Genomic DNA, 12,251 nt, shown 5'->3' with positions numbered 1-12,251 from the left:
CATCAGGTGACGTTATGAGTTTTGAAACTATTTCTGTTATCGGTCTTGGGTACATTGGTCTGCCAACTGCTGCTGCTGTCGCGTCGCGCAAGAAGAAAGTGATTGGGGTTGATGTCAACGCCCATGCTGTTGAAACCATTAATCGCGGTGCTATCCATATCGTGGAGCCGGATTTAGACAAAGTGGTGAAGATTGCTGTTGAAGGCAGTTACCTGCAAGCGGTGACCAAACCGCTGGCAGCTGATGCGTTTCTTATTGCCGTACCGACACCGTTTAAAGGCGATCACGAACCGGATATGGTTTATGTTGAATCAGCTGCTAAATCTATCGCCCCAGTATTGAAAAAAGGTGATCTGGTCATTCTGGAATCCACCTCTCCAGTTGGTGCGACTGAACAAATGGCCCAATGGCTGGCTGAAGTGCGCCCGGATCTGAGCTTCCCACAGCAAGCCGGTGAAGATGCTGATATCAACATCGCCTACTGCCCTGAACGTGTGTTACCCGGCCAGGTCATGGTTGAACTGATTCAGAATGACCGTGTTATCGGTGGTATGACGCCGAAATGTTCTGCCCGCGCCAGTGAGTTGTATAAAATCTTCCTCGAAGGCGAATGTGTGGTGACTAACTCCCGCACTGCTGAGATGTGTAAGCTGACAGAAAACAGCTTCCGCGATGTTAACATTGCTTTTGCTAATGAATTGTCACTGATTTGTGATGAGCAGGGCATCAATGTGTGGGAGCTGATTCGCTTGGCGAACCGTCATCCACGCGTAAATATTTTGCAGCCAGGCCCAGGTGTGGGTGGCCACTGTATCGCAGTTGATCCGTGGTTTATCGTTTCACAAAATCCACAATTAGCTCGTTTGATCCATACAGCACGTTTGGTGAATGACGGCAAACCATTGTGGGTCGTGGATCGGGTTAAAACCGCTGTTGCTGATTGTTTGGCAGCCACCAATAAACGTGCTTCTGAAGTGAAAATTGCCTGCTTTGGCTTGGCATTTAAACCCAATATTGATGACCTGCGTGAAAGCCCGGCAGTCGAAATTGCCCATTTGATCGCCGAATGGCATATCGGCGAAACATTGGTAGTTGAACCTAATGTTGAGCAACTGCCAAAATCACTGGCAGGTCACGTGACACTGAAAGACACCGCGACTGCGTTGCAGCAAGCGGATGTGCTGGTGATGTTGGTCGATCACCGCCAATTCAAAGCAATTAAACCTGAAGATGTGAAGCAATCGTGGATTGTTGATACCAAAGGAGTATGGCGTTGAGACGTATCCTAGTTACAGGTGGGGCCGGTTTTATCGGCTCTGCAGTGGTAAGACATATTATCGATGATACCTCAGACAGCGTAGTGGTGGTGGATAAGCTCACCTACGCCGGTAATCTGGAGTCACTGGCTGTTGTCGCCCAAAGCGAACGTTATGCGTTTGAACAGGTAGATATCTGTGATCGCGCCGAATTGGATCGGGTTTTTGCGCACTATCAGCCGGATGTGGTGATGCATCTGGCAGCAGAAAGCCATGTGGACCGCTCGATTGATGGTCCAGCAGATTTTATCGAAACTAATGTAGTGGGCACTTACACTATGTTAGAAGCGGCGCGCCATTATTGGCAGCAACTGCACGCTGAGGCGAAATTAGCATTTCGCTTCCACCATATCTCAACTGATGAGGTGTATGGCGATCTGCATGGTACGGATGATCTGTTTACTGAGACCACACCTTATGCGCCAAGCAGCCCTTATTCAGCGTCTAAGGCGTCCAGTGACCATTTAGTTCGTGCTTGGTTGCGGACTTATGGCCTACCGACGCTGGTAACTAATTGCTCAAATAACTATGGTCCCTATCATTTCCCTGAGAAGTTGATACCGCTGGTTATTCTGAATGCACTGGCGGGTAAACCGTTGCCGGTGTATGGCAATGGTGCACAGGTTCGCGACTGGTTGTATGTCGAAGACCACGCGCGGGCCTTGTATCAGGTGGTTACCGAAGGTGTGGTGGGCGAGACATACAATATTGGCGGCCATAATGAGCGCAAAAATATTGAAGTGGTTGAGACCATTTGTGCGCTTCTGGATGAACTTATCCCCGCCAAACCGGCCGGAATTGTGCATTACCGCGACCTGATTACTTATGTCAAAGACCGTCCAGGCCATGATATGCGCTATGCCATCGATGCCGGCAAAATTGAGCGGGAATTAGGCTGGCGGCCACAGGAAACCTTTGAAAGCGGCATCCGCAAAACCGTATTGTGGTATTTGAATAATGAATCGTGGTGGCGGCGGGTTCAGGATGGTTCTTACGCCGGTGAGCGTTTGGGCTTAAGCGACTGACGATAGGTTTGAAGTCTATTAAACATTGGGATAACGTCATCCAGTAGTTTGCATGATGTTTTGCCTGTGTATAACGTCTGCCTGATAATTTCAGGAGATCGTATGTTTCAGGAGATCGTATGAAAGGCATAATTCTGGCTGGTGGTTCCGGTACCCGCTTGCACCCCATCACCCGTGGCGTCTCTAAGCAACTGCTTCCCGTCTATGATAAACCAATGATTTACTATCCGCTGTCAGTGCTGATGCTGGCAGGGATCCGTGACGTCTTGATTATTTCCACCCCAGAGGATTTGCCATCATTTCAGCGCTTGCTGGGCAATGGCGATGAGTTTGGCATTCATCTAAGTTATGCCGAACAACCGAGTCCCGACGGGCTGGCACAGGCATTTATTATCGGGGAAGAATTTATCGGCAATGAACCTTGCTGCTTGGTTCTTGGCGATAATATCTTCTTTGGTCAAAGCTTTAGTCCGAAATTGAGACATGTGGCGGAAAGGACCAAAGGGGCAACCGTTTTCGGTTATCAGGTGATGGATCCCGAGCGCTTTGGCGTAGTGGAATTTGACGAGAATTTCCGCGCGTTATCTATCGAAGAGAAGCCAAGCCAGCCTAAATCCAATTGGGCGGTGACCGGGCTTTATTTTTATGATAATCAAGTTGTTGATTTTGCCAAACAAGTTAAACCATCGTCGCGTGGTGAACTGGAAATTACCAGTATCAACCAAATGTATCTGGAACGTGGTGAATTGACGGTTGAGTTATTGGGCCGTGGTTTTGCCTGGTTGGATACGGGGACGCATGACAGCCTGATTGAGGCCAGTACCTTTGTGCAAACCGTTGAAAAACGGCAAGGTTTCAAAATTGCCTGTCTGGAAGAGATCTCCTGGCGTAATGGCTGGTTGGATGATGAGGGTATCAGGCGTGCGGCGACTGCGCTAGCCAAAACCGGTTACGGCAAATATCTATTGGATCTGTTACATGCCCGTCCACGCCAGTATTGAGCCCTTGGCCTGGGAAAGTGAATTTTTCCAGCGCCACAGTGCAAAACTGATTTTCTCCGACTCAGCCCCGCTGCTTAATTCGGCTGAGTTGGACGCTTTTACGCTTACCCAAGCTAAAGTACCTACCCATCGGCTTGATCTCATTGATCATCTTAGTCAACTCGATTTCCATCTGGTTGAAGGAGAAGTCGATCTCTCGTTAGCCATTGATGTAAAAAATGTAATTGGCACGGAAAATGCTTCATCTGAGGCCGATGTCACTGTATCCAGACACCGAGTTGCAACGGCGGCGGATATCCCGCAATTGCGCAGCGTCGCCACCAATGCCTTTGCATTAAGTCGTTTCCGTGCGCCGTGGTATGACCCGCAGGACAGTGGCCGATTTTATGCATTGTGGGCAGAAAAAGCCGTATTGGGTACGTTCGACCATCAATGTTTATTGGTGACTGATACGTTGGGCCAGCCAGCGGGGTTTGTGACGCTACGAGACCTGCAAGATGGTAGTGCGCGTATTGGCTTGTTGGCGGTATTCCCCGAGGCACAGGGTAAAGGTGTTGGTTCATCGTTAATGTCGGCGGCAAAGCAGTGGTGCCAGAGTCATGGGTTACAGCGGTTACGGGTAGCCACACAGATGAGCAATATTGCTGCTTTACGTCTTTATATTCGCAGTGGTGCTGCTATTGAGAGCACCGCGTATTGGTTATGCAGGGGATGAGATGATTCCATTTAACGCTCCACCGGTAGTAGGCTCCGAACTTGGTTATATGCAGGCCGCGATGGCTAGCGGTAAATTATGCGGTGATGGCGGTTTTACCCGTCGCTGTCAGCAGTGGATGGAGCAGCGTTTCGGTTGCCCAAAAGTTTTACTGACGCCTTCTTGCACCGCCTCACTGGAAATGGCTGCATTGTTACTGGATATCAAACCCGGCGACGAAGTGATCATGCCGAGTTTCACCTTTGTTTCCACCGCGAATGCCTTTGTGCTGCGTGGGGCAAAAATGGTGTTTGTCGATATCCGCCCAGATACCATGAATATCGATGAAACCAAGATTGAAGCGGCGATTACTGATAAAACCAAGGTTATCGTGCCAGTCCATTATGCAGGTGTTGCCTGTGAGATGGATACCATTATGGCATTGGCGAAAAAGCATGATCTGTTTGTGGTAGAAGATGCCGCTCAGGGTGTGATGTCCACCTACAAAGGCAAAGCGTTAGGGACTATTGGCCATATCGGCTGCTTTAGTTTCCATGAAACCAAGAATTACACGGCTGGCGGTGAAGGTGGCGCGACGCTCATTAATGACCCGTTACTGATAGATCGCGCTGAAATCATTCGCGAAAAAGGCACCAACCGTAGTCAGTTCTTCCGTGGGTTGGTAGATAAATATACCTGGCGTGATATCGGCTCTAGCTATCTGATGTCTGACTTACAGGCCGCTTATCTGTGGGGCCAGTTGGAAGCGGCAGAACAGATTAACCAACGCCGTTTGGCGCTGTGGCAAGCCTATTATGATGCTTTCAAACCGTTGGCTGATGCTGGGCGCATTGATTTGCCAGTGATCCCCGGTGATGTGGTGCAAAATGCGCATATGTTTTATATCAAACTGCGCGATATTGACGATCGTTCTAATTTTATCAGCTACTTAAAAGAAGCTGAGATTATGGCGGTATTCCATTATATTCCGTTGCATGGGTGCCCGGCAGGTGAGGCATTTGGCCGTATGGCGGGTGAAGACCGCTTTACCACCAAGGAGAGTGAGCGTCTGGTTCGCTTGCCTATCTTCTTTAACCTGACTGATGTGAATCAGAAAACGGTCATTAATACTGTTCTGAGTTTCTTCGCCTGATATGTCTCTGGCAAAAGCATCGATTTGGACTGCTGGCTCTACGCTGATTAAAATCGGCGTAGGGTTGTTAGTGGTTAAGCTGCTGGCGGTGACCTTTGGTCCCAGCGGCGTTGGGCAGGCAGGTAATTTTCGCCAGCTAATTACGGTATTAGGCGTGCTTTCCGGCGCGGGTATCTTTAACGGTATTACTAAGTATGTTGCTGAATATCATCAACAACCTGAACGTTTACGTGCGGTACTGGGTACCTCTGCAGCGATAGTGTTGGGGTTCTCCACTCTGCTGGCGTTAATTTTTTTGCTGGCAGCTAAACCTGTTAGTTTTGCGTTATTCGGCCATGGGGATTACCAGAATGTGGTGCGCGCAGTGGCGCTTATCCAGATGGGTATTGCCTACGCCAACCTGTTTTTGGCGATCCTCAAAGGCTATCGCGATGCCATGGGTAATGCGCTGGCGGTGATAGGCGGCAGTCTGATTGGTGTCGTGGCGTATTATCTTTGCTTTCGTATCGGCGGTTATCCCGGCGCATTAGTGGGGTTGGCATTAGTCCCCGCGCTGGTGGTGATACCTGCGGCAGCCATGCTGATTCGCCGCAAGACTATCCCCCTAAGTTATCTTAAACTTAGCTGGGATAAGGCATTAGCCAGCCATTTAGGTAAGTTTACTATCATGGCACTGATTACCTCAGTGACCTTGCCAGTCGCCTATGTGATGATGCGTAACTTGCTGGCAGATAGGTATGGTTGGGATGCCGTCGGGATCTGGCAGGGGGTAAGCAGTATTTCAGATGCTTATCTACAATTTATTACGGCGTCATTTACGGTCTATTTGCTACCCACACTCTCCAGGCTCAAAGCTAAAGCGGATATCTCTCGTGAAATCCTGCGCTCACTGAAATTTGTCTTACCGGCAGTGGCGACCGCCAGTTTGATGGTGTGGCTGTTACGTGATTTTGCTATCTGGCTGCTGTTTTCGCACCAGTTTACCGCCATGCGTGACCTGTTTGCCTGGCAGTTGGTGGGTGATGTGTTGAAAGTCGGGTCGTATGTGTTTGGCTATCTGGTTATTGCCAAAGCCTCTTTGCGCTTTTACATTCTGACGGAAGTGAGCCAGTTCTTACTGTTGACCGGGTTTGCCCATTGGTTAATTCCAATGAATGGCTCTTTAGGTGCAGCACAGGCCTATATGGCAACTTATATCGTCTATTTTGCGCTCTGTAGCTGCGTATTCATTATGTATCGTAGACATTCATCACCGTAGACACTCTTTACAGTAGAAAAAAATGACAACCCTGATTCATGTACTGGGATCTGATATCCCGCACCATAATCTGACTGTGCTGCGCTTCTTTAATGACGTGCTGACAACGCGTGTGCCGATAGAACAGGTGCGGCATTTTATGGTCGCGGCAAAAGAGACAGCACCTTTTTCGTCATTCCCTCAGTTGGATATCGAAACGCACAGCAGCAAGAAAGCTTTGGCTGAGGCGGTTATCGCCCGTGCACAAGCTGATCGCAGCACGCGCTTCTTCTGGCATGGTCAGTTTAATGCCACCCTGTGGCTGGCCCTACTGAGTGGCAAAATCAAGCCACGCCAGGTTTACTGGCATATCTGGGGTGCTGATTTATATGAAGATGCCAAAAGCTGGAAGTTTCGCCTGTTTTACCTATTGCGGCGTATTGCTCAAGGGCGGATTGGTCATGTTTTTGCGACCCGTGGCGATTTAATCCATTTTCAGCAGCGTCATCCGCGGGTGCCCGCATCGTTGCTCTATTTCCCAACCCGTATGGATCCGGCATTGACGGGGGTTAACATCGAAAAGTCGTTAGCTGGCCCGATGACTATTCTGGTGGGGAACTCTGGTGATACCACCAATCGTCATATCGAGGCGTTGCAGGCCATTCATCAGCAATTTGGCCCTGATGCCCGGGTTATTCTGCCGATGGGGTATCCGGCTAATAATGAGCTGTATATCGAGCAGGTCAGGCAGGCTGGGCTGGCGCTGTTTGCCGCAGAAAATCTGCGTCTCCTGACAGAACAGATCCCGTTCGATGATTATCTGAATATCCTGCGTGAATGCGATTTGGGCTATTTTATTTTTAATCGGCAGCAAGGTATCGGCACCTTATGTTTATTAACGCAATTTGGTGTGCCTTTTGTCTTGAGTCGCAAAAACCCTTTCTGGCAAGACTTGGCTGAGCAGCATATTCCGGTACTTTTCTATGGTGACTCATTGGATGAGCCGTTGATCCGTGAGGCACAGCGCCAATTAGCCGGGCTGGATAAGCAATCTATCGCTTTCTTTAATCCAAATTATATCGAAGGTTGGCAGCAGGCGCTGGCGTTGGCCGCAGGAGAACACCCATGACGCTGGGGCAATTTGGTGGTCTTTTCTGTGTCTATCTGATGGCAGTTATTTTTATCCTGACATTAACCTATCAGGAGTTTCGGCGGGTTCGTTTTAACTTCAATGTGCTGTTTTCAATGCTTTACCTGCTGACTTTCTATTTTGGCTTCCCATTGACTTGTATGCTGGTGTTTCAGTTCGGGGTTGCGGTGGTGCCGGTTGAGTACTTATTGTATGCAATGCTGTCGGCCACGGCCTTTTATGGCATTTATTATGTGAGTTACAAAACACGCCTGACTAAGCCGCGCCGCCAGCCACGGGCGCCGGTATTCACCATGAATCGGGTGGAAACTAATCTGACCTGGATACTGTTGGCACTGGTGGCTATTGGCACTGTCGGCATCTTCTTTATGCAAAATGGTTTCCTGTTGTTTAAGCTCGATTCCTACAGCAAAATCTTCTCCAGTGATGTTTCGGGTGTGGCACTGAAGCGCTTTTTCTACTTCTTTATCCCGGCGATGTTGGTGGTCTATTTCTTGAAACAAGATATGCGCGCCTGGTTTTTCTTCCTGGCAAGCACGGTGGCGTTTGGCATCCTGACCTATGTTATCGTCGGCGGTACCCGCGCTAATATCATTATCGCGTTCTCATTATTCCTGTTTATCGGTATCGTTCGCGGTTGGATAACGTTGTGGATGTTGGCTGCGGCAGGTGTCTTTGGGATTGTTGGTATGTTCTGGCTGGCCCTGAAACGCTATGGTTTGGATGTGAACGGCGCAGAGGCATTTTACACTTTCCTCTACCTGACACGGGATACCTTCTCGCCGTGGGAAAACCTAGGGCTGCTGCTACAAAACTACGACAAAATAGATTTCCAAGGGCTGGCGCCGATTATTCGTGATTTTTATGTCTTTATTCCCAGTTCGCTTTGGCCGGAGCGTCCAGACTTGGTACTTAATACCGCCAATTACTTTACTTGGGATGTGCTGGATAATCACTCCGGGCTGGCTATCTCTCCAACCCTGATCGGTTCTTTGGTGGTCATGGGCGGGGTGCTGTTTATTCCACTGGGTGCCATTGTCGTAGGATTAATCATTAAATGGTTCGATTGGCTCTACGAACAAGGCAAAGCAGAAAACAACCGTTATAAAGCGGCAATTCTGCAAAGTTTCTGTTTTGGTGCGGTATTTAACATCATTGTATTGGCACGGGAAGGATTAGATTCGTTTGTGTCACGCGTGGTGTTTTTCTGCGTGATTTTTGGTGCCTGTCTGGTACTGGCAAAATTGTTGTATTGGTTGTTCGATACCGCGGGTTTGATAACGCAACAGTTACAGCGTCGGGTTAACAAGCCGAAGCGTTCATCCACTCCTGAAACGGGCCGCCAACTGTAAGGATCGTAATGGAACCGAATACTGTTATTCCAAAATATAATGTCCGTGGTTTCGAGATTTGGGGCTTTCGTGATATGGCTCAAACGCTGGATCATTTGCTAAGCAGTGGCCCGGTGAAGACCGGAACGCTGGTGGCAATGAACGCAGAGAAACTGCTCAAAGCTGAGGATGATGCGGCGTTGCGTGAGTTGATCACCGAGGCTGAATATCTGTATGCCGACGGTATCAGTATGGTGCGTGCGATTCGTCGTAAATACCCACAGGCGAAGCTGTCACGGGTAGCGGGTGCAGATTTGTGGGAAGCACTCATGCAGCGTGCCGGGCAGCAAGGGACGCCGGTCTTTTTGGTGGGCGGTAAACCTGACGTGTTGGCAGAAACTGAGGCTAAATTACGCGCGCAATGGAATGTGAATCTGGTGGGTAGCCAGGATGGCTATTTTACACCAGAGCAGCGCGAAGCCCTGTTTGCGAGAATAGCGGCTAGTGGCGCGGCGATAGTGACTGTCGCCATGGGATCGCCTAAACAGGAAATGTTTATGCGTGACTGCCGTAAGTTCTATCCCGATGCACTGTATATGGGCGTTGGTGGCACCTATGACGTCTTTACCGGTCATGTCAAACGTGCACCTAAGATATGGCAGAACATGGGGCTGGAGTGGCTTTATCGCCTGCTGGCGCAACCAAGTCGTATCCGGCGTCAGTTCAAGTTGCTTAAGTTTGTTGGTTATTATTACAGCGGCCGTCTGTAATATTGTCTTTTGGGCAGGGTTTCACCAACCCTGCTGTTATAAAACCTCTCGCATTTATTCCTTCTACCAATATCATCACGCCTTAATTCCATTTTGGAATCGATTATTTAATTTTTATTCCATAAAGTTTTAGTTTCCTGTTTGCTAATCTGACCCAGATACGGAAGGATACCGGCCGGTTAGGGTTATGTGCTCATAATCGCCTTTTATTGTGGGTGGTTTCCCTATTCGTTAACTTGCATAAATTAAAGTAGTCATCATTAGGCTGAACACGTTGGTGCAGTCGTTAGATTTTTTTGTGTGAAAAACGTCTATTTTTAATAAAAACAATAGATTAATTAATAAAAACAACCGGGAAAGCCGGAGCAGACACATCATCAGCTCACAGAGGATATATGGCAGATAACGAAGAGAAAAAAGGATTACACCGTGGGTTGGAAGCCCGGCATATCGAACTGATAGCGTTAGGTGGGACAATTGGCGTCGGGTTGTTTATGGGGTCAGCCAGCACCCTAAAATGGGCCGGGCCTTCGGTATTGCTGGCTTATATCATTGCTGGCTTATTTGTATTCTTTATTATGCGGGCCATGGGCGAAATGCTTTATCTGGAGCCGGTTGCCGGCTCCTTTGCCGTCTATGCCCATAAGTATCTTAGCCCCTATTTCGGCTATCTAACGGCTTGGGGTTATTGGTTTATGTGGATAGCGGTGGGGATATCAGAAATTACCGCGATTGGGGTATACGTTCAGTTTTGGTTCCCAGAAATTCCACAATGGTTACCTGCGATTGCCGGGGTGGCCATAGTGGCGCTGGCTAATCTGGCGGCGGTTAGATTATATGGTGAGCTGGAGTTCTGGTTCGCGATGATCAAGGTTACCACCATCATTGTGATGATTTTGGTGGGGCTGGGCGTTATCTTCTTCGGTTTTGGTAATCACGGACAAGCGATTGGTTTTGATAACCTGACAGCCCATGGCGGCTTTTTTGCCGGCGGGTGGAAAGGGTTCATGTTTGCTTTGTGTATTGTGGTGGCGTCCTATCAGGGGGTTGAGCTGGTGGGCATCACCGCCGGTGAGGCTAAAAACCCGCAAGTGACATTAAAGCGAGCCATTAATAATATTTTATGGCGCATCCTGATTTTCTATGTTGGCGCGATATTTGTCATTGTCACTATCTTCCCGTGGAATGGTATCGGCACGGAAGGCAGCCCGTTTGTCCTGACATTTGCCAAGATTGGGATAGTTTCAGCTGCGGGTATTATTAACTTCGTGGTGCTGACTGCGGCACTGTCAGGCTGTAACAGCGGTATGTATAGCGGCGGGCGTATGTTGTATGCACTGGCGAAAAATCGCCAGTTACCTGCCTGCCTGACTAAGCTGTCGGCCAGCGGTGTGCCAGTTTACTGTATTGCGGTGACGATTCTGTGTCTGCTAGTGGGGTCAAGCCTTAATTACATTATTCCAAATCCACAGCAGGTGTTTGTCTATGTTTACAGTGCCAGTGTATTACCGGGCATGGTGCCGTGGTTTGTGGTCCTCGTTAGCCAGCTGCGTTTCCGCCAGGTACATAAAGAAGCGTTAAAGCAGCATCCGTTTAAATCCATCATGTTCCCGTATGTAAACTATCTAACTATCGCTTTCTTGATATGTGTACTGGTCGGGATGGGGATTAACCCTGATACCCGTTTATCTTTGTTAGTCGGGGTGATTTTCCTTGGATTGGTGTCGGCATGTTATTTCGGACTGAGAATGCATAAACACAACGTTGCTGAAACATCTCCAAAGTAATTGGCGTTGTAGGTAGGCCGCAAGCGAATGACGAATCTGCTGGGAACCGATTTGAATGCTGCTTGCAGTAGTAGCCTAGAGGCCCGGTCCATGGAAGGGCCGGGTACCGAGAGCAGTGAACATCCTTGCGGCTTCAAGTATGAAGGGGATAAAACGTCTATAAAACCAGCGAACAAGGCGAGGTGGGGCTATTAATGGCTAACTTTTGCGGCAGAGTGTGCAAAGCGTAAGCAAACACACCATTTCTTCTAAAAAAGCACTAGACAGCCAAGTATTAAAACCGTAGTATCCTCACCCGCAACGGCGCTAAGCGCCCGTAGCTCAGCTGGATAGAGCGCTGCCCTCCGGAGGCAGAGGTCTCAGGTTCGAATCCTGTCGGGCGCACCATTAATTTTGTGTGCAAGAGCTGCGGTGGTAAGATTGCCGCGTACGACGAAGTAAGCTGTAAAGAAGTTATGGTGGCTATAGCTCAGTTGGTAGAGCCCTGGATTGTGATTCCAGTTGTCGTGGGTTCGAGCCCCATTAGCCACCCCAAATTTTGTGGAACATGCGATGGTGGCGGAATTGGTAGACGCGCTAGCTTCAGGTGTTAGTGTCCTTACGGACGTGAGGGTTCAAGTCCCTCCCTTCGCACCACACAAACGTGTAGATATTCATTAATATTTACATGGACATAGGTCGAGAGACCATGTAGAGTGAACAGTAAGAAATCGGCGAGTAGCGCAGCTTGGTAGCGCAACTGGTTTGGGACCAGTGGGTCGGAGGTTCGAATCCTCTCTCGCCGACC

The 12,251-nt window shown here is 49.0% G+C and carries 10 protein-coding genes and 4 tRNA genes; all 14 read left to right on the top strand.

Annotation, left to right across the window (positions count from 1 at the left end; all coding sequences use genetic code 11):
- The first annotated feature begins 14 nt into the window (after positions 1-14).
- Positions 15-1,277, top strand: a complete 1,263-nt coding sequence (gene wecC / locus V2A85_RS17830) for a UDP-N-acetyl-D-mannosamine dehydrogenase (protein WP_420071992.1) — start codon at positions 15-17, stop codon at positions 1,275-1,277.
- Positions 1,268-2,341: a dTDP-glucose 4,6-dehydratase gene (gene rffG, locus V2A85_RS17825; RefSeq protein ID WP_420071991.1), complete on the top strand. Its 1,074-nt coding sequence runs from the start codon at positions 1,268-1,270 to the stop codon at positions 2,339-2,341. Before wecC ends, rffG begins: the two co-directional genes overlap by 10 nt.
- A gap of 119 nt (positions 2,342-2,460) precedes the next feature.
- On the top strand, positions 2,461-3,342 hold the full coding sequence (gene rfbA / locus V2A85_RS17820) for a glucose-1-phosphate thymidylyltransferase RfbA (RefSeq protein ID WP_420071990.1): 882 nt from the start codon (positions 2,461-2,463) through the stop codon (positions 3,340-3,342).
- Complete coding sequence (rffC, locus tag V2A85_RS17815) at positions 3,320-4,057, top strand: dTDP-4-amino-4,6-dideoxy-D-galactose acyltransferase (protein ID WP_420071989.1); 738 nt, start codon at positions 3,320-3,322, stop codon at positions 4,055-4,057. Before rfbA ends, rffC begins: the two co-directional genes overlap by 23 nt.
- Position 4,058: 1 nt before the next feature.
- Complete coding sequence (gene rffA / locus V2A85_RS17810; RefSeq protein ID WP_420071988.1) at positions 4,059-5,189, top strand: dTDP-4-amino-4,6-dideoxygalactose transaminase; 1,131 nt, start codon at positions 4,059-4,061, stop codon at positions 5,187-5,189.
- Between the two features lies 1 nt (position 5,190).
- Positions 5,191-6,447, top strand: coding sequence for a lipid III flippase WzxE (wzxE, locus tag V2A85_RS17805; protein ID WP_372560078.1), 1,257 nt, complete (start codon positions 5,191-5,193; stop codon positions 6,445-6,447).
- A gap of 22 nt (positions 6,448-6,469) precedes the next feature.
- Entirely contained in the window at positions 6,470-7,555 is a 1,086-nt protein-coding gene (locus V2A85_RS17800) for a TDP-N-acetylfucosamine:lipid II N-acetylfucosaminyltransferase (protein ID WP_420071987.1), read from the top strand.
- Complete coding sequence (wzyE, locus tag V2A85_RS17795; protein ID WP_372560076.1) at positions 7,552-8,928, top strand: ECA oligosaccharide polymerase; 1,377 nt, start codon at positions 7,552-7,554, stop codon at positions 8,926-8,928. The genes V2A85_RS17800 and wzyE overlap by 4 nt, the downstream gene beginning before the upstream one ends.
- 8 nt (positions 8,929-8,936) lie before the next feature.
- Positions 8,937-9,677: a lipopolysaccharide N-acetylmannosaminouronosyltransferase gene (gene wecG, locus V2A85_RS17790; RefSeq protein WP_083161888.1), complete on the top strand. Its 741-nt coding sequence runs from the start codon at positions 8,937-8,939 to the stop codon at positions 9,675-9,677.
- A gap of 395 nt (positions 9,678-10,072) precedes the next feature.
- Positions 10,073-11,464: a bifunctional threonine/serine APC transporter ThrP gene (thrP, locus tag V2A85_RS17785; protein ID WP_083161890.1), complete on the top strand. Its 1,392-nt coding sequence runs from the start codon at positions 10,073-10,075 to the stop codon at positions 11,462-11,464.
- Positions 11,465-11,774: 310 nt separating this feature from the next.
- A tRNA-Arg gene (locus V2A85_RS17780) sits at positions 11,775-11,851 on the top strand.
- A gap of 71 nt (positions 11,852-11,922) precedes the next feature.
- Positions 11,923-11,998 (top strand) — tRNA-His (locus tag V2A85_RS17775).
- Positions 11,999-12,013: 15 nt separating this feature from the next.
- A tRNA-Leu gene (locus V2A85_RS17770) sits at positions 12,014-12,100 on the top strand.
- Between the two features lie 75 nt (positions 12,101-12,175).
- A tRNA-Pro gene (locus tag V2A85_RS17765) sits at positions 12,176-12,249 on the top strand.
- Positions 12,250-12,251: the final 2 nt, after the last annotated feature.

It is taken from the genome of Yersinia sp. 1252 StPb PI, assembly GCF_048593885.1.
Lineage (GTDB): Bacteria > Pseudomonadota > Gammaproteobacteria > Enterobacterales > Enterobacteriaceae > Yersinia > Yersinia enterocolitica_E.
This window is presented reverse-complemented; position numbering and strand designations above follow the sequence as displayed.